This is a genomic window from Flavobacterium labens (assembly GCF_048286755.1).
Classification (GTDB): Bacteria; Bacteroidota; Bacteroidia; order Flavobacteriales; family Flavobacteriaceae; genus Flavobacterium.
Genome location: NZ_JBLVPL010000005.1, coordinates 50,671 through 68,177, shown reverse-complemented (window position 1 = coordinate 68,177; position 17,507 = coordinate 50,671). Strand labels below are relative to the sequence as shown.

18 protein-coding genes are annotated in these 17,507 nt (G+C 33.3%); 8 read left to right on the top strand and 10 right to left on the bottom strand.

The features are described from left to right. Positions 1–91: 91 nt before the first annotated feature. The 4 genes from ACNQF8_RS11790 (at position 92) to ACNQF8_RS11775 (ending at position 5,132) form a co-directional block, all read left to right on the top strand. Complete coding sequence (locus ACNQF8_RS11790) at positions 92–619, top strand: DUF6155 family protein (RefSeq protein ID WP_417952447.1); 528 nt, start codon at positions 92–94, stop codon at positions 617–619. Between the two features lie 106 nt (positions 620–725). After that, complete coding sequence (locus ACNQF8_RS11785; RefSeq protein WP_315209858.1) at positions 726–2,270, top strand: DEAD/DEAH box helicase; 1,545 nt, start codon at positions 726–728, stop codon at positions 2,268–2,270. Positions 2,271–2,416: 146 nt separating this feature from the next. Then, positions 2,417–3,754 carry a DEAD/DEAH box helicase gene (locus tag ACNQF8_RS11780; RefSeq protein ID WP_417953621.1) on the top strand — a complete coding sequence of 446 codons (1,338 nt, stop codon included), beginning with the start codon at positions 2,417–2,419 and terminating at the stop codon, positions 3,752–3,754. Positions 3,755–3,851: 97 nt separating this feature from the next. Beyond that, entirely contained in the window at positions 3,852–5,132 is a 1,281-nt protein-coding gene (locus ACNQF8_RS11775; RefSeq protein ID WP_417952445.1) for an NAD(P)/FAD-dependent oxidoreductase, read from the top strand. Between the two features lie 13 nt (positions 5,133–5,145). Here ACNQF8_RS11775 and ACNQF8_RS11770 read toward each other — a convergent pair whose 3' ends face one another. Together ACNQF8_RS11770 and ACNQF8_RS11765 are read right to left on the bottom strand one after the other, a co-directional pair. Beyond that, the gene (locus ACNQF8_RS11770; RefSeq protein WP_417953666.1) at positions 5,146–6,375 is read right to left on the bottom strand and encodes a multidrug effflux MFS transporter; all 1,230 of its coding nucleotides are present in this window, start codon (positions 6,373–6,375) and stop codon (positions 5,146–5,148) included. Between the two features lie 128 nt (positions 6,376–6,503). Then, positions 6,504–7,238, bottom strand: a complete 735-nt coding sequence (locus ACNQF8_RS11765; RefSeq protein ID WP_417952444.1) for an NUDIX hydrolase — start codon at positions 7,236–7,238, stop codon at positions 6,504–6,506. A gap of 466 nt (positions 7,239–7,704) precedes the next feature. On the opposite strand from ACNQF8_RS11765, the gene ACNQF8_RS11760 reads away from it, so the two are divergent. Genes ACNQF8_RS11760 through fucP form a run of 4 tightly spaced genes read left to right on the top strand, consistent with a single transcriptional unit; the run spans position 7,705 to position 12,303 of the window. Continuing rightward, positions 7,705–9,087 (top strand): carbohydrate porin, encoded by a 1,383-nt coding sequence (locus ACNQF8_RS11760; RefSeq protein ID WP_417953620.1) that lies wholly within the window; start codon positions 7,705–7,707, stop codon positions 9,085–9,087. Between the two features lie 25 nt (positions 9,088–9,112). Then, positions 9,113–9,967, top strand: a complete 855-nt coding sequence (locus ACNQF8_RS11755; RefSeq protein WP_417953619.1) for a sugar phosphate isomerase/epimerase family protein — start codon at positions 9,113–9,115, stop codon at positions 9,965–9,967. A 57-nt stretch (positions 9,968–10,024) separates the two neighbouring features. Then, positions 10,025–10,963, top strand: coding sequence for a carbohydrate kinase family protein (locus tag ACNQF8_RS11750; protein WP_417953618.1), 939 nt, complete (start codon positions 10,025–10,027; stop codon positions 10,961–10,963). A 20-nt stretch (positions 10,964–10,983) separates the two neighbouring features. Next, entirely contained in the window at positions 10,984–12,303 is a 1,320-nt protein-coding gene (gene fucP, locus ACNQF8_RS11745) for an L-fucose:H+ symporter permease (protein ID WP_417952440.1), read from the top strand. A 726-nt stretch (positions 12,304–13,029) separates the two neighbouring features. Here fucP and ACNQF8_RS11740 read toward each other — a convergent pair. From ACNQF8_RS11740 to ACNQF8_RS11705, 8 genes are all read right to left on the bottom strand, one after another. After that, entirely contained in the window at positions 13,030–13,551 is a 522-nt protein-coding gene (locus tag ACNQF8_RS11740) for a hypothetical protein (RefSeq protein ID WP_417953617.1), read from the bottom strand. A 2-nt stretch (positions 13,552–13,553) separates the two neighbouring features. Continuing rightward, on the bottom strand, positions 13,554–14,096 hold the full coding sequence (locus ACNQF8_RS11735) for a hypothetical protein (protein WP_417953616.1): 543 nt from the start codon (positions 14,094–14,096) through the stop codon (positions 13,554–13,556). A 240-nt stretch (positions 14,097–14,336) separates the two neighbouring features. Continuing rightward, positions 14,337–14,885 carry a hypothetical protein gene (locus ACNQF8_RS11730; protein WP_417953615.1) on the bottom strand — a complete coding sequence of 183 codons (549 nt, stop codon included), beginning with the start codon at positions 14,883–14,885 and terminating at the stop codon, positions 14,337–14,339. Further along, positions 14,878–15,030 carry a hypothetical protein gene (locus ACNQF8_RS11725; protein ID WP_417953614.1) on the bottom strand — a complete coding sequence of 51 codons (153 nt, stop codon included), beginning with the start codon at positions 15,028–15,030 and terminating at the stop codon, positions 14,878–14,880. The genes ACNQF8_RS11730 and ACNQF8_RS11725 overlap by 8 nt, the downstream gene beginning before the upstream one ends. Before the next feature lie 37 nt (positions 15,031–15,067). Then, complete coding sequence (locus ACNQF8_RS11720; protein ID WP_417953613.1) at positions 15,068–15,286, bottom strand: hypothetical protein; 219 nt, start codon at positions 15,284–15,286, stop codon at positions 15,068–15,070. An 11-nt stretch (positions 15,287–15,297) separates the two neighbouring features. Beyond that, positions 15,298–15,483 carry a hypothetical protein gene (locus ACNQF8_RS11715; protein WP_417953611.1) on the bottom strand — a complete coding sequence of 62 codons (186 nt, stop codon included), beginning with the start codon at positions 15,481–15,483 and terminating at the stop codon, positions 15,298–15,300. Continuing rightward, positions 15,477–15,980, bottom strand: coding sequence for a hypothetical protein (locus tag ACNQF8_RS11710; protein ID WP_417953609.1), 504 nt, complete (start codon positions 15,978–15,980; stop codon positions 15,477–15,479). Before ACNQF8_RS11710 ends, ACNQF8_RS11715 begins: the two co-directional genes overlap by 7 nt. A 3-nt stretch (positions 15,981–15,983) precedes the next feature. Continuing rightward, positions 15,984–16,706 (bottom strand): hypothetical protein, encoded by a 723-nt coding sequence (locus tag ACNQF8_RS11705; RefSeq protein WP_417953608.1) that lies wholly within the window; start codon positions 16,704–16,706, stop codon positions 15,984–15,986. Positions 16,707–17,507 lie beyond the last annotated feature (801 nt).

Sequence of the window (17,507 nt, the reverse complement as noted above, 5' to 3'; positions counted from 1 at the left end):
TAAGTGATAATTGACAAAATTAAGTATTATCATTGATTTTCGATGCATGGATTCCCAAAGTAAATTACTTTTGTATTCTTAAACTTTGATAATGAGCAAACGCGATTTAAAAAAATACTTGGCTGAACTTAATAAAGAGCAACTCGAAGAGCAAATTATTGAATTGTACGAGAAATTCAGTCCCGTAAAAGTCTATTATAATTTTGTTTTTAATCCAAAGGAAGAAACGCTTTTGCAGGAATGCAAACTCAAAATTTCCAATGAATATTATCCTTTGAAAAAAGCAGGAAGACGCAGTAAACCCAAAATGAGGCGTTCTGTTGCTCAAAAGTACATTAAGCATTTCATACTTTTAGGTGTAGATCCATTCATAATTGCTGATGTAATGCTTTATAATATTGAAATTGCACAAACATTCTCCTCAGAACATATTGTAAAACAAGACTTGTTTTTTAAGAGTATGTTCAATTCTTTTGAGCAAGCCGTTATTTTCTTGATTGCAAATGGAATCCTCAATGATTTCAAAACAAGAATAATAGGAATACATACCGAAACTATTGAACAAAAATGGTACAACGAACCCGAGTTCAATGCTATAATAGAACGATTTGAATATTGAACAGTTTCATAATTCAATTTTATTTAATCAATCCTATTTTTTTTAATTAAAATTGACAATTAAACTGTTTTTTAGGTGTATTTTTGCAAAAATCCAACAATAAGCAATGTCCCAAAACACTTTAGAAATAGAAATCGAAGACAAAAAAGAACTTTATGCGTACCAAAAAGGCGATATTGATGCCATATTTGAACGTATAGATAATGCACCGCCACAACACCATTTGCTATACCAATTGCCTACTGGTGGTGGAAAAACAGTAGTGTTTTCAGAAATAGTACGCCGTTATTTATCACAACACGATAAAAAAGTAGTTGTTTTAACACACCGAATTGAGTTGTGTAAGCAAACATCAAAAATGTTGAAAGGTTTTGATGTAAAAAACAAAATCATAAACAGTAAAGTAAAAGAACTTCCGGATCAAAACGATTATTCTTGTTTTGTAGCCATGGTCGAAACTTTGAAAAACCGTATCAACGATGAAAAACTACATTTAGATAATGTAGGATTAGTAATTATTGATGAGGCACATTACAATTCATTCCGAAAATTATTAAGCTCTTTCAAAAATGCATTTATATTAGGAGTTACCGCAACTCCTTTAAGTTCGAATATCAAGTTGCCAATGCATGAAAGCTACGATGAATTAATAGTAGGGGACACCATTAGTTCTTTGATAGCTAATGGCTTTTTAGCTAAAGCAGTCACCTATAGTTATGATGTAGGTTTGACTTCCCTAAAAGTAGGAATCAACGGGGATTATACGGTAAAATCATCGGATGATTTATACACGAATATGGCTATGCAGGAAAAATTATTGCATGCGTATACTGAGAAATCTTTGGGCAAGAAAACCTTAATTTTCAATAATGGTATTAATACCTCATTATATGTATATGAAACGTTTAGAGAAGCAGGTTATGCCATTCGTCACTTAGATAACACCAGCAATAACGAGGAAAGAAAAGATATTTTACATTGGTTTAAGCACACGCCGGATGCCATTTTAACTTCAGTTGGGATTCTTACCACAGGTTTTGATGAGCCTACTGTAGAAACTATAATTTTAAACAGAGCGACAAAATCATTGACATTATATTACCAAATGATTGGTCGTGGTTCCAGAAAATTACCTAATAAAGATACTTTTAGCGTTATCGATTTAGGAAATAATGCCGCACGATTTGGATTATGGAGCGAGCCTGTAAACTGGCAACACATCTTCAAATCACCCGAGTTTTATTTAGAAAATTTACGTGATGATACTGAAATTGAATTGTACTTCAAATACAGTATGCCTCCTGAAATCCGTGCAAAATTCAGTAAAACCGAAGTAGTAACTTTTGATGTTGATGAAGAACACAAACTTATCATTAAGCAAAATTTACGCTCCAAAGAAGTACTCGAAAAATCATTAGAGCAGCACGCGGCCATGTGCGTAGACAATTCGGATACATTACAAGAAGCAAAAGCATTAGGGAAATTGCTGGATGATGATATCGATTGCCGCATCAAGCGTTATTCAAAATGTTTGAGTCAGTGCAGTAAAAATTACCGCGAATGGCTTGTTGACGATTACAAATTAAAACTGGTATTGTTAACAGGGAAAAAATATCGTGAGAAAATCATGAACGAACCAGATGAAGATTAATTTCTTTTCAAGGAGCTAATCCCGCTGTACACTATATCTGTTGTGGTCTCGTAGAAAAACGAGACCACAACAGGATGCCGTTTCCATCGGGGCTAAAATTACGTTTACAAAACAACTATTTTTTATAAAATATAAAATCCAAAAAAATGCCAAAACAATTCTCTGATTTAGGAATTTCAGCACCAATATTAAAAGCGATTACCGAATTGAAAATTGTTGAACCAACAGAAATTCAGCAAAAAACAATTCCGTTACTTTTATCAAATACTACGGATTTGGTTGGACTTGCTAAAACAGGTACTGGAAAAACAGCAGCTTTTGGATTACCTATTTTACAATTAATTGATACTGATTTACCAGTGATTCAAGCTGTTATTTTAGTACCAACGCGAGAATTAGGACACCAGATTTTTAGAAACTTAGAAGATTTTGCTAAATATTTACCACAAGTTTCTATTGCGGCAACTTGCGGAGGAATCCCAATAAAACCACAAATAGAACGACTAGCAATACCCACACATATTGTTGTGGCAACTCCGGGAAGATTGATTGATTTAATTCAGCGCAAAGCCATCAACTTAAAAGAAACCAAATTCCTCGTGCTTGATGAAGCCGATGAAATGGTAACTATCCTAAAAGAAAGCTTAGATGAAATTGTTGCGGAGTTACCTGTAACTCATAATACTTTTTTATTCTCGGCAACCATGCCTGGAACTATCAAACAATTGATTCAGAACTATTTGAACAAAAATGTGGTGCAAGTTAGTGCCAACATGGAAACAATAGGAAATCAAGGAATTGACCATGAATATATTGTGGTGGATCCTATTGAAAAACTAGATGTTTTAATGCATTTCCTGAATTCTAAAGAAGGAGAACGCGGAATTATCTTTTGTAAAACAAAAGCAGCGGTCAATAAATTAGCTAAAAACTTAGCTATCAATAGGTTTTCTTCAGGTGCATTGCACGGCAGTTTATCGCAAGGAATTAGAGATAGAATCATGGAGCAATTCCGTGAAGGACATATCAACATATTAGTAGCAACAGATTTAGCTGCAAGAGGAATTGACGTAAAAGAAATCTCTTATGTGGTTAATTATCATTTACCTGATGTTTACGAAGCCTATGTACATCGTAGCGGAAGAACAGCCAGAGCAGGAGCAAAGGGACTTTCTTTGACAGTTTTACAACCAGAAGAAGTAGTTGAAATCGCTGATTTCGAAAAAGAATTAGGGATTAAATTTACTCAGTTCAAAAAACCAACCGTTGCCAGTATCGAAGAAAACAATACTTTGTTATGGGCGAAGCAAATTTTCAAGACAAAACCCAACCATGATGTTGCTGCAGAATTAAAAGAAAAAATAAAAACAGTATTTCATCATTTGACTAAAGATGAATTAATCGAAAAATTATTAGCTAACTATTTGTTGCAAAACAAAAATGAGCCAACTGAAAAACCAGTTAAAAGACAAAAAATGAAGTGAAATTTATAAGTTATTTAATACTTGTTAATTTAATTACATCCATAAATAGCTTATATTTATGGATGTTTTTTTTTGATTGAAAATTAAATAATACTTTATGGAAATTGTAATAATAGGTGGAGGATTTGCAGGAATTAATCTTGCTAAAGAACTGGTAAATGAAAAAGGAATTAATGTAACTTTAGTTGATAAAAACAATTATAATTTCTTTGCCCCACTTATATACCAGGTTGCAACGGCTTTTTTAGAACCGTCAAGTATCAGTTATCCCTTTCGAAAATTTTTCTCTGGAAAAAAGAATCTACAATTCCGTCTGGGAAATTTATTAAAAGTAAATCCTTCCGAAAATAAAATCATTCTCAACAATGGAGAATTAACATACGATTACCTAGTTTTTGCCACTGGCGCCGAAACTAGTTATTTTGGAATGGAAAACGTAAAGAAAAATGCTATTCCAATGAAAACGTTGAATGATGCAATCGTGATGCGTAATACATTACTAAAAAATTTGGAAAAAGCAGCCATTTGCAAAGACATTCGCGAACGCAGAAAATTGTTAACGATTGTAGTTGCCGGTGGCGGCCCGACAGGAGTTGAAGTGTCAGGAATGTTTGCTGAAATGCGTAAAAATATTATGCTAAAAGAATATCCGGAATTAAGCACTACAGCAAGTAATATTTATTTGGTTGATGGCGCCAATGCTGTGTTATCTCCAATGAGTAAAGCGTCGCAGGAAGATACGCTGGAAGCGCTGACAAAATTAGGTGTTGTGGTAAAATTAAACACTACTGTGGTGGATTATATTGATGACACCGTGTATTTTGGAAATGGTGAAACCATTCAAACCAAGAACTTAATTTGGGCTGCGGGAGTTTCTGCAAAAATATTCGAAGGAATTCCAGCTGAAAGTTATGGCCGCGGAAAACGAATGGCTACTGATGCCTTCAACAAAGTGAATGCTACTGAAAATATCTATGCTATAGGCGATACTTGTATTCAACTTACTGATACTTATTTTCCTAATGGTCATCCGCAAGTAGCACAAGTTGCGATTCAACAAGGTATTAATTTGGCAAATAACTTTAAACGAATGAGTCAAAAAAAGCCATTAAAACCCTTTAAATATAACGATAAAGGATCTATGGCTATAATTGGGAAAAATAAGGCTGTAGTTGATTTACCTAAACCAAAAATGCATTTCAAAGGATTTTTTGCCTGGATAATATGGTTATTTATTCACCTGATTTCATTAATAACGTATCGCAACAGAGTGAAAACATTCTTCAATTGGATGATTGCTTATTTCGCAAAAGATCAATCTTTGCGAATGATTATCAGACCTGATAAAAAAATAAAAACGGAGCCAAAACAACAATAAATCAAATCTATAATTAATGAACTATTGCAATTCCCTCATCGTGAGAAGTTGTGATAGTTTTTTTTATGTTTCGTTTTCCGAAAATTAAAATTATCAATGCTAGAATTGTTGTAACTGCCATAATGATAACCATTGGCAACATCGAATTTTTTACAAAAATACCCACTGTAAAAGATGCTAAAGCACCTAATCCTAACTGAATCGCACCCATTAATGCAGATGCACTTCCCGCATTTCTTGAAAAAGGAGCAAGGGTAAGTCCCGCTGTATTAGGATTTGAAATTCCTAAGCACGCTAAAAATAAAAACAACATAGCAATAGTTTCGTATAAGCCTAAAAGATCATTCATGGCCAAAATAAGAAATGAAATACTAATGAAAGATTGTGAAATTAAAGCACCATAAATCATTTGTTCACTCGTGAATTTTCTTAGCAAGAATGAATTAAGCTGGCTTGCACCAATGAAACTTAATGACATAAAAGCAAATATCCAACCGTATGTTTTTCCGTCAACCTTAAAAATATCCATAAATAAAATAGGAGAGGCCGCAACATAAGTAAACAAGCCAGAGAAAGCTATGGCGCCAGTAAAAGCATAAGTATAAAACTGAGGCTCTTTTACAATACTGATGAAATTTGTAATAATTGGTTTTGGTTTTAATGAAATTGAAGTATCTGGCTTAAAAGTATTTGGTAAGCCAATTTGAGCTGCTAGAAGAATTAAAATCCCCATACACATCAATATAAAAAAGACTGTATGCCAGCCATAATCTTCAGTAATATAACCTCCAACTGTAGGCGCTAACATTGGCGAAAGCCCGACAACTAACATTAGTAAAGAAAATACTTTTGGAATATCTTTTACTGGAAACAAATCCCGAACCATAGATACAGAAGCTACTGTAGCTGCACAACTACCAATAGCCTGAATAAATCGTAATCCAATAAAAGTATCAATATCAGTTACAAAAACACAACCTAATGACGCTAATATGTAAACTAATAGTCCTATAAATAAAGGTTTCTTTCTGCCAAAACGGTCTAATAATGGTCCGTAAAGCAATTGTCCTGCGGAAATTCCGATAAAATAACTGGACAAAGTCATCGAAACATTGGCAACCGATGTATTCAAATCCTTTGCAATTCCTGCAAAACCAGGTAAATACATGTCGATTGAAAAAGGACCTAAAGCTGTTAGTGAGCCTAAAATCAGGATCAATTTGATATATCTTGTTTTTGTCATTTCGGAATCGCTCATAAAAATTGGGATTTTTTAATTTTTTGCAAAGGTAAATAATTAACATCCTAATCGAAACACTTTCCTACTTTATATAATAAATTGAAATCAATCATTAAAAAGAAAACAACAATTTAAATATTGATTAAATAAGATTCCTTATACATTTTTTGATAAACATCTTTGCTAAACATAAAGAGCTGTGAAGGTCTTTTTGAAACCCCAACTTGCTTTTCATCTAGTGCAATAATGTACTTTTTCGTTAGCAGTTTTCTCCTGAAATTACGATTGTCAATTTCATTTCCTAGTATAGATTGATAAGTGTCCTGTAATTCATTGAAAGTGAATTTATCAGGCAAAAGTTCAAAAATAATAGGTTTGTAGAGTGCTTTTTCTTTTAAATCAGCATAGGCTTCATTGATAATATCTTTGTGATCAAATCCCAATTCCGGTAAATCATTCACAGGAAACCACTGTGCTTCATATCTGTTATTTTCTAAATTCACTTCTTGAGTTTTCAATAAAAAATAATATGCAATTGTTATAGTACGTTGGTTGAAATTTTCATTTTGGGCCCAAATAACATCTTTTTCATTCATCAAACGATTTGGGTCTCCAAAAACTTTAAATTGTTTTTTATAAACATTATCAAGTCCTGTTAACTCCTTCAAAACTCTGGTTGCAGTTTCATCTATGGTTTCCTGCTCAAACGTATGGTAGCCCGTAAGAACATAATCGTCAACAAGAGGCTCTAAATTTTCTTTAGATTCTAAATAGCGTTTTATCAATAATACGTTAAGAGATTTAGTAGTGCCGTCAAAACCAAAAACGACGCAGTCTACAGATATATTTGGAATTATTTTAGACATAATAAAGAGTGAGAATATAAATAATTTTTGAAAAAGGCAATGTTACGCAACATCTTTTCCTACTACAAAACTAATGATTTATTTATAATTAAATATTTTCTAAAATACAGATTACTTTTGTAATTAAACGTCACTATTACGTTATATTAATCTTATAACAAATTGATTTATATTTATTAAAAAAATGCATTATTATACTAATTTTTAGCATATATAGATATTTTGCAAGCTTTTTTTATTGCTAATTAAAAAAAAACAATATATTTGAAAAATAATAATCAAAATGACGCTTAATATTGAAAAGCTTTTATAATATTTGTAAAACTAAATTTTAGACCTGAAATCGATTCGCATACTTGATATATTATGAGCATTAAAAACAAAATTTAAGTATATAATAGTTACCGTTCATAAAATTTCAAACCACCAAAAACTTATTTGAGCCATTTTTTAAAATAAAACTTCTATGCAAAAAACACTTTTTATATTCCTATTTTCAATACTGTTCATGCCAATTTATTCACAGGTGGTTAAAACTAATTCGAATTTTTCATTAGGCACAACAGGTCGAATCGGTGTTGGGCTTTCGCCAAATGGGGAAGGGAATATGTGGAAACCTTTGAATCTTTCCGGTCAAGGTTCCTTAGGCGGGCGTTTAGAACAAACGGATTACATCGATATATTACCTGCAATACACTTTTCTCCAAAAATTGACGGTAAAGACAGCACAAACGTAACGTTCCAAATGCGTTTGGGAATGTATTCTGCCAATGGTCAGTTTGTGGGAAATGTAAGTTCCCGTTCTAATAATGGGTTGACATTTATTCTTCCCGAAGCCTATATTGAAGCCAGAAATATCATGGGAAGCAAATGGTCTGCCTGGGCAGGATCCCGTTTTCGTCGCTATGATGACATTCATATCAGTGATTACTTTTATTTTGATGATCATTCTGCGCAAGGTTTTGGCGTTAGCCACAAAAACACAGAACTAACCATGTTGATGCCAGCTTCTGCTGATTCAACAAATGTGTATCCTTATAATTATGAAGTTACCGTTGCCGGGGCAACAAATCCTGCTATTCGCCAACGCATGGTTTGGATTGGCGAACACAGTATTCACTTAAAAAATGATAATGTAATTAAACTTTTGGGGGAGTTTCATTATGTTTCTGCCAATTCGAAAAATGCTTCTAAAAATTATCCCTCGGATAACGGTTGGGTAGCTGGAATTAAATACAATAATCTATTCAAAACCGCTTTACCGGGTTCGTTCAATCAGCTTTCAGTACGATATGGTTCCGGTATTGCAAATGGAGGTGATAACGGAAACACTTTTACTTGGGCAACTTACGGAGCTCCCGATTCTGAAGGCAAATATACAAATGCCTATTCCTTTACCATGGTGGAACATTTTCTGTTAAACCTCTCGCAGAAATTCAGCATCAACGGATATGGCGTTTTCACAAAAAGCAAAGGCGGTTCTGCTAATACGAATACGGACGAGTATTTCAATGGTAATCAATTATATAATCAAAAAACGGATTTCGTTGTTGGTTTCAGAAGCTTCTATTATGTAACGAAGTGGTTGCATTTGATTGAAGAAGTGCATTATGCCTTACGAAAAGATGGTGATAATCCAGAAGCCAATATGTGGAAATTTTCTTTTGTTCCTACCATAGTTCCGTTAGGAAAAAAAGACCCTTGGAGTCGCCCACATATTCGTCTTGTTTACACGTTAGCGCACTACAACGATTACGCCAGCAATCATAACTATTCTCCTTTTTTACAAGTGAACCAAAAACGTTGGGGCTCTTTTATTGGAGTAAAAACGGAATGGTGGTTATTTTAAGAAATAAATTCAAAATTATATAGATATGCCAATTTTTGGAACAACAATTTTATCATTTATCCCCGGATGGAGTGTCGATGGAGGACGTTTTGCAATAGAAAAGACCGCAGAATATGGTTTTGATATGCTTGAAATAATCTTGCCAAGTTCATTAGATTTCGATGCTAAAACAACAAAAAAACTACTTAACGATAATCGTATTTCAGGTCGTTGTACATTGAATTTACCCGCAAACTGTCACATTCCTTTTTATCCGGAGCAAGCGACATTGCTTATTAAATCAGCTCTTGAGAAAGTAGCCGAAATGGACGGTGATTTTTTAGGAGGAGTTTTGCATTCCGCCATTGGAACGTTTACCGAAAATCCTTGTACCAAAGAGGAAAAAATAATCATTCAACAAGTATTTACGGAAGTTGCTGATTATGCCAACAAAAGAAATATCACTATTGCTCCCGAACCCATTAATCGGTATGAAAGTTACGTTTTTACTGCTGCAGATGAAGTGCTTGATATGATTGAATCTATTGGAAAACCTAACATAGGATTGCATCTGGATACTTTTCATATGAATATTGAAGAACGTAATTTTTATGATTCCATTATTCGTGCAGGAAACAGATTGAAACATGTACATATAACGGAAAGTGATCGGGGTATGACTGGCGAGGGAAACGTGCATTGGGATGATTTTTTCAAAGCTTTGGCAGCTATTAACTATCAAGGACCACTTGTTCTGGAGAATTTTTCTTCAGAAATTACAGCATTAGTTGGACCAACTTCCTTGTGGAGACCTTCTAAATACAACTCAGAAGATCTCGCCAAAGGTAGTCTTGCTTTTATGAAGAAAATGGTAGACAAATGGTATACAAATCAACTATAAATAAACCTAAAAAAAGTAATTGTTCATTACTTTTTTTATAATAAAAATCAAAAAAAAATGAAAAAGAAATTAAACGGTGTTTGTTTTGGAGAAATCCTTTTTGATGTTTTTCTCGAGCATAAAAAAATTGGTGGAGCTCCGCTAAATGTAGCTTCAAGACTAAATTCGCTAGGAGGGGAGGTTTCCGTTATCAGTGGAGTAGGAAACGATTTAAACGGAAAAGAATTAATAGAATATTTGAATGTTTCAGGAATTAACACCGATGCTGTTCAAGTAAAGAATAATTATCCAACAGGCTTAGTCAACGTTATTTTGAATGAAAAAGGAAATGCTTCGTATGACATCAATTATCCATCGGCCTGGGACAAAATTGAAACTTCAAAAGATAATATTTCAATTGTTGAAAAAGCAGACTTTTTTGTCTATGGGAGTTTATCTTCAAGAGATTCTGTTTCCAGAAAAACATTGGAACAACTTTTAGCAGTAGCAAAATATAAAATATTTGATGTGAATTTAAGAGTCCCGCATTACACTAAGAAAAATGTTTTGGATTTATTGCATGCAGCTGATTTCATTAAGTTTAACGATGATGAGTTAAATGAAATTTGCGAAGATTTAAATTCGAATAAAAGGTCATTGGAGCAAAATATTAAATTCATTGCAAAAGAAACTAATACCGATACGGTTTGTGTCACTTTAGGATCTCATGGCGCTGTATTGTATTGCAATAATACTTTTTATCACAATTGTGGTTTCAAAGTAAATGTAGTTGATACCGTGGGTTCCGGAGATTCTTTTTTAGCTTCATTAATCATAATGTTGCTCAATGGAAAAGATCCTCAATACGCCATTAATTTTGCCAGTGCTATTGGCGCAATTGTCGCTCAAAACGAAGGTGCAAACCCTGTGATTTCTCCATCTGAAATAGAAGATTTTTTATCTGGTTTTGAAGAAACAGATTATAAAGTCAAAGAATCCGAACCTATTTTAAATTAATAAATTAAACAAACCAAACAATGAATCTATCCAAAAAAATCCCTGTAGTCAGTAAGGAATTCGCTTTTCAATTTATTATAATAACCATATTATTTGCGCTGTGGGGAATAGCTAATGATTTAACAACTCCGATGGTTTCTACTTTCAAAAAAGTGATGCCAGAGCTTTCTAATACCCAAGCCTCATTAGTACAATTTGCTTTTTATTTTGGTTATTTCTTCATGGCATTGCCGGCTGCATTATTCATTAGAAAATACAGTTATAAATCAGGAATAATTTTAGGCCTAATTTTATATGCAACTGGTGCTTTTTTATTTTATCCGGCAGCACATTACCAAAGTTATACATTTTTCCTTGTTTCATTATGGGTGATTACTTGTGGATTAGCGTTTCTTGAAACCACTTCAAATCCTTTGATTTTATTCCTTGGAAATAAAGAAACCGCAACGCAACGCTTGAATTTAGCGCAGGCATTTAACCCAATTGGAGCGATAACTGGATTAGTGATGGCGCAGTTTTTAGTTATTAAAGAAATAAAATCAGATGACTATACACAAGAAGCGTATAAAGCTTTAACTTCAAGTGAGTTGGCCAGTATTCGTGAAAATGATTTAGATATTATAAGTATCCCATACATTGGATTAGGAATTTTTGTCTTAGTAATTTTAATTATTATTATTTTAACAAAAATGCCTAAAACGGCACAAGAAGATAAAATGTCGGTATCTGAATCATTTAAAAAGTTATTTGCCAATAAAAATTACAAACACGGCGTAATTGCGCAAGCTTTTTATGTTGGTGCGCAAATTATGTGTTGGACCTTTATTTTTCAATATGTAGACAACATCAATAAAACATTTGGATTAGAATTAACAGCCACATATTACAACATAGCGGCCATGATTTTATTTTTAATGGGCCGATGGATTGGAACTGGTTTAATGAAAACGATAAATCCTTCAAAAATATTAATGTTATTTGGTGTTGGAGGAGTTATTTGCGCAGCCGGAGCGATTGTATTACAAGGAATGCCAGGGCTAATTTCGCTAGTTTGTATTTCTATTTTCATGTCCGTTATGTTTCCAACTATTTATGGAATAGCATTAAAAGATATGGGAGACGAAGCAAAAATTGGGTCTGCAGGTTTAGTCATGGCTATCGTTGGTGGCGCACTGATGCCGGTTTTACAAGGAAGTATTTTAGATTTAGGCGGTTCAGGTTTTGCAGATATTAAATTATTTGGTTTTATCCCAGAAGTCAATTTTTCTTTTATTTTACCATTGATATGTTTGGCTGTAGTTGCTTATTATGGCTATAGTACATTTAAATCATCTAAGTAAATTATAGTTACATTTTAAGTTTAAAAAAGACACGAATAATGTATTCTCATTGTTCGTGTCTTTTTGTTTTAAATAGATACTTCATAAATATGAGTTTGATGATTAAACGTATAGTGTAAAGTAATATTATATGCATGTATTTAAATGAACTATAATTTATAGTATGTAAAGAATTTTTGTGTATATTTGCCATAGATTTATATCAATGAGAGCCGAGTTATTAGCGTAACGTTTGAGGCTCTTTTTTTGTTTATATTACCAACCTTGTTTTATTCTACCCCTTATTTGGAAATCAGGATTTGAGTGTAAAAAATCTCCATTTTTATAATAACAAAGTATCTTTCTTGTTCTCCTAACATAAACCAATAAATAATCCCATGTAATTGACTGTTTTTTAAGCCAGTGAGAATAACTGTATATTGAATGTACATACTCGGTAAATAGTCTTCTTTCTTTGCCGTGGTAGACCGTTACTGAATAATCATTTTTATCTTTTAATCCCTCGTAAATGCTCATTTAGATAAGAGATAAAAAAAATTAAACAAAGGGGATATTTGGATAAGAGATAAAAAAAATAGAACACCCCCAAGATCTGGAAATGTTCTATTATATAAATAGTTCGATTTTTGCATGTTATTTGATTTATATCATTGAGAGAACTGTTAGCGCAGTTATTACCCCTCTTTGAAGTTACGACAAATATACATATTTTTTTGAATTTACAAATTAACGGTCTTGATTTAAATAAGCGACCTTAATTACTTGGTTAGAATCTAAATTTATAAATGCGATATACGCATAAAGTTTATTCGTGACTTCTAGTGTGACATCTTTTTGGTCCATATCAACAAAGGTTAATTCTGTTGTTGTTACTGTTTCCTCAGCTTGAAACTGATAACGAATCCCAACCCTAAAACTAGGTTTAACTCTAAAAACATAACCGTAACCGACTAAATTTCCCTCTAATCGAAAAGCTAAATCGATTGTGTTTAATGGACAAACTTGTGTATTTTGTTTTCTGAAATCTGAATCTTTTACAAATGACAAATCAAATGCATCTAACCCCATAATTAAACGCTCTATGTTCGAAAACTCTAAAACGGAGTCATACGGTTCTTTTATTATTTTTGTGCCATCCATGTAAGCTACAAAAATTAAGTCCTCCGGTAAACTTATACATTCGCCCTCTACAGGCAAAGGCATGAATTCTAAAGACATATTTCTTGTTAAGTAAGCTAATGTAACCATAGTTAAATTTTTAGGTATTTACGTAAGTATTTTAGTTCGTCAGCGTCAAGATATTTCAAAATGTCTTTTCTAAGGCTTCTACTGTTGGTATCCACTTCGTAGTATAATTTCTCTAGTTTGTCGAAGTAATTGCGATATAAAACAAGTGTTTTTCTTATTTCTGTATCATTTTCGGAGAGCCCTCGAGGGTTCATAAAGTCATACCAGTTTCCAGAATCGGAGTAAATCACACCAAAATCAGAAGCTAATTGTGCGGATGCTGAATGTAAATCTTTGGAAGCTGTAATTCTTAATCTTCTTTCCTTTTGCGTAAGCGGATTGAGATTTGTTAGGAATTTGGTTTCCTTAATTATCACGGCATCTGCTTTTTGTCCATCCAGTTTAACTTGGCTTGACGCTTGCCTTGACTTTTCGGCTTGTTCCTCCATGTATCTTTTTAAGTAGGGTATACCTATTAAAAGTGCCGTAATGAATAGCCAATATTTTTTTAAAAACTCGATTGCTTGAGTTGCTATATCGGTTTTATTTTTGTTATTCTTTATCATCTTTAAATAGTTTTGAAACGATATACAATAGGATTAGAAAAGCCAATAGCGAAAGAATTTTCATCTCTCGCCATAGTGCTAATAGTGGTAATAAAAAAGGCATCTTAGCGCTTTTGCGGTACGAAAACCTTATACCCGAGGATTAAAACGCTTAGCGTTAAAACAAGTAAAATTTCTGTTTGATTCTTGATTGAGAATGCTTTTAATTTTTCCATAATTTGGATTTTTTAGATTTAGATTTTAGATTATTGTATAAATTGAGCAAAAAAAAACCCCTAAGAAAACCAGTACAGGAAGTAAGGGTTTCAATTTGCTTTTTGAAATGGTTACAGTTAATTGTGGGGTTGAAACCTCACCAAGCAACTGTAAAGCTTCTTCGATGTCTGCATCGGTTACCGAGGTATGGGATGCGCCTAGTTCGACTTTCATTATCGCACGAGCTAAAACAATAAGGAATTTACTATTTATCGTGGTTAGCTTTTGTGTTGGTTGCACTCCTAGAGTTTTACTAACAGCTTGAATATACGCCTTTGTATCATTCTCGAACGTTGGGGCATATTCATTGATTAAAGCGTTTACCGTGTTTTTTCCTTTATTTATATCGTGTATCAAGTCTTTCAACATTGCACGAATGCCGTGTTTAATATCTTTGAACTGCTCGAAGGTTTTATCTTTACTCTGAACGAAAGGAATCTTACCTTGCCAAGCGTCTTTAGTCCTTTTAAGGTTGCCGGGATTGTTGTTTCTTAACCCTCTGATTGCGTGATTATTCAAGAAAGATTTACTCATTTTCTATCTTTTTTACACCTTCTTTTTGCTCGATTGCTTCAAAAGTATCTATAGCAAATTTTACTATTGCGATTATTGCCGTAATGTAGACACCGTACTTTAAAAGAAATTTTAAACCGTTTATAATTCCGTTTACTTTATTCATAATTGAGATTTTTTATTATGCCCCTAAGGGCATAGGTTTACATACTAGAGCTCTGAGTCTGTTTTTTGACTTGAGTAACTTTTATCCACACTTCAACACCATCTTTTGTAGCTTTTGAAGGTTCCAATTTGTAAAGTTTACCGCCTAATTCTACGTATCCTTTTGAAAATCCTGAACCTTTTTTGTCTTTACATCCTATCACTTGGAAAGGCTGATTAAATCTATCGGTTGAAATTCTTGCTTTAAATGTTGACATTTTTTATTTTTTTAGGGTTGTTGATTTTGGTTACTAATAACCTCTTTTGGTTTTTTGAACATTTTAAATAAAGTAGCAAGTCCAAGAATAACCTGTATTACTATCTTTATTATTTCGGTTGTTCCATTTATTGGGGGGATGTTTTGCACCCCCTCAATTAAACCGATGCCTAAGGTGCCGATTAATGGTTTTACCATCCTTTTTTCTTTGGTTTTGACTTTTTGAACCAAACTACTGTTAAGCCTATTAAAGCGACTCCTCCGACAATTAAAGCCGTCATATGCTTTTTGAACCAAGATTTAATACTTTGGTCTGCTAATTCAGCCCCAATGTTCCCCGCTACTTCTTTTGTACCTGCTGACACTTGAGCAATAGCTTCGTTTGTTGCTCCTTTAGCAAATGCTTTATAAACGCTTCCCGCTTGCTGACCTACAACCGCTCCCGATTGTTGCGCTAATGCTTGGGCTTGTGCTTCATAAGCTTGTGCTAATTCGAGTTTTCCCTCTTGTTCCGCTTGTTTTGCTTGTTTTTTTGCTTCATGCGCTGCACTTGCACCGCCTACAACATCTTGAGCCAAACCGCCTACTATTGGTATCATTGAAAGAAAAGGCGTACCTACTTTTACAATGTTTTTAAGGGAGATTTGTTTTACTCCCTTTTTTACCGCTGTTCCTAGTTTCTTAAAGAATCCCATGTTTTAATTGGCTTCAAGCCTTACAATAAGATTAATAATAGCACCTTGAGTTTTTCTTACCTCAATAGCTTTTACACCGAACAATGGCAATTGCAACTTTGCAGAAAAAGCACCTTTAAGCGTTCCGTCTTGCTTCACATACGCCACAGGGTCAACAGAACGAGACAAAACACGCAATTCATGTAAAGTGTACTTTACAACTACATCATTAAAGAAAGTATAAGAAACTTCCTCAATTGTGTTTGAATTGTCAATTACTGCCAAATCACAATCGGCAACATCAAAAGATTTGTTTTTTTCGTCAGAAGCCATTGACTTGTTTTCGAAAGAAAGCGTTTTGTGTGATGTTTGTGGCATTTCAATACCATTGATAACATACGTTTCAGCAGTTTTCAAACCTTGCATTTGCACTTTAATTACATCTTTTTCGCCCAACTGGATTGCTCCATCTTCGCAAATTTCACATTCAGCAGTAGTCTTGTATACTTCGTCAGAAGTTACAGCATCACCATTGAAAGTAGTCATGTAAATAAAATCAGACAACAACATGAAACCCTTTGTGATTTCTTCGTTTCCTGTAGCTTTTTCAACTTCAACTTTTATCTGCTCTGTTGTCAATGCTTCAACATCTAATGTTGAAGAAATGATAAGCGCACCAATTGACTTTGTGACAAGTAAAACGGGGGATTTGGTTACGCTTAAACCTTGTGAATTAAATAATTCCATTTTATTTCATTTTGATTAATATTATTATTGGCACAAATTTTGAAATAATAAAAGCCGAGAATATCGGCTTTTAGGGTTCTAGGTATTATTTAGGGAAAGAGGGGGAATTTCGCAGATTTTAAAGTACTTTTTGAAGTGTTGAAATAGTACTATTTTTAATTCGTATTCTTTCTTTATGTCCGTTAGATACTGCTGAGCAGTTTTACTGCTAATTGATATTAATAGAATTTCAATATCTTTACTTGTAATTTTTTGATAATCGGTGTATTCTTTTTGCGAAGTCATAACATTGGTTTATTAGTAGGGGAGTGGTGAGACACTCCCCTTTTTTATAGGTTTGAGTTTGGGGTTAGTATTCTGATGCTTATTATGATTATTACAACTATGATGTAAAACACAATTGCGTTGCGTGTTGTTGTTGTCATTTAAAATAAAGTTAGTTGTGTTATTGGAGGTAATTTTACGACATCTACCAAAGGGATAAATATCTCTTTTTCGCTTTTATTTTCATTTGAAAAGTACTGTTTGCATGTTTCCCATTTAAAGGTTATTTCAGTCCATTTTGTACAAATTCCGACATGATTAGTACGTGAGTCTTTTTGATGTTTTGAGCTATCGAAATAACTGCAATTTTCGCATTTTTGAGCCATAGTTTTTAAAATTTACGATTAACAAATATGTTAAATGAATCCCGACTATCATTAGTCGGGATTTTGCCTGTTTTGGTAGGTTAGTTTTTTAGTGATTTTAAGCTTCTTTTTTGCCCAGTTAAAAAAATACTTTTCACTAGAGGAAATTTCT

Coding starts and splice junctions, on each gene's coding strand:
- ACNQF8_RS11755 (WP_417953619.1), top strand. CDS start 9,113: ATGCCAATTTTTGGAACAACAATTTTATCATTTATCCCCGGATGGAGT.
- ACNQF8_RS11740 (WP_417953617.1), bottom strand. CDS start 13,551: ATGGTTACATTAGCTTACTTAACAAGAAATATGTCTTTAGAATTCATG.
- fucP (WP_417952440.1), top strand. CDS start 10,984: ATGAATCTATCCAAAAAAATCCCTGTAGTCAGTAAGGAATTCGCTTTT.
- ACNQF8_RS11720 (WP_417953613.1), bottom strand. CDS start 15,286: ATGTCAACATTTAAAGCAAGAATTTCAACCGATAGATTTAATCAGCCT.
- ACNQF8_RS11780 (WP_417953621.1), top strand. CDS start 2,417: ATGCCAAAACAATTCTCTGATTTAGGAATTTCAGCACCAATATTAAAA.
- ACNQF8_RS11775 (WP_417952445.1), top strand. CDS start 3,852: ATGGAAATTGTAATAATAGGTGGAGGATTTGCAGGAATTAATCTTGCT.
- ACNQF8_RS11785 (WP_315209858.1), top strand. CDS start 726: ATGTCCCAAAACACTTTAGAAATAGAAATCGAAGACAAAAAAGAACTT.
- ACNQF8_RS11790 (WP_417952447.1), top strand. CDS start 92: ATGAGCAAACGCGATTTAAAAAAATACTTGGCTGAACTTAATAAAGAG.
- ACNQF8_RS11765 (WP_417952444.1), bottom strand. CDS start 7,238: ATGTCTAAAATAATTCCAAATATATCTGTAGACTGCGTCGTTTTTGGT.
- ACNQF8_RS11735 (WP_417953616.1), bottom strand. CDS start 14,096: ATGATAAAGAATAACAAAAATAAAACCGATATAGCAACTCAAGCAATC.
- ACNQF8_RS11770 (WP_417953666.1), bottom strand. CDS start 6,375: ATGACAAAAACAAGATATATCAAATTGATCCTGATTTTAGGCTCACTA.
- ACNQF8_RS11725 (WP_417953614.1), bottom strand. CDS start 15,030: ATGAATAAAGTAAACGGAATTATAAACGGTTTAAAATTTCTTTTAAAG.
- ACNQF8_RS11760 (WP_417953620.1), top strand. CDS start 7,705: ATGCAAAAAACACTTTTTATATTCCTATTTTCAATACTGTTCATGCCA.
- ACNQF8_RS11730 (WP_417953615.1), bottom strand. CDS start 14,885: ATGAGTAAATCTTTCTTGAATAATCACGCAATCAGAGGGTTAAGAAAC.
- ACNQF8_RS11705 (WP_417953608.1), bottom strand. CDS start 16,706: ATGGAATTATTTAATTCACAAGGTTTAAGCGTAACCAAATCCCCCGTT.
- ACNQF8_RS11750 (WP_417953618.1), top strand. CDS start 10,025: ATGAAAAAGAAATTAAACGGTGTTTGTTTTGGAGAAATCCTTTTTGAT.
- ACNQF8_RS11710 (WP_417953609.1), bottom strand. CDS start 15,980: ATGGGATTCTTTAAGAAACTAGGAACAGCGGTAAAAAAGGGAGTAAAA.
- ACNQF8_RS11715 (WP_417953611.1), bottom strand. CDS start 15,483: ATGGTAAAACCATTAATCGGCACCTTAGGCATCGGTTTAATTGAGGGG.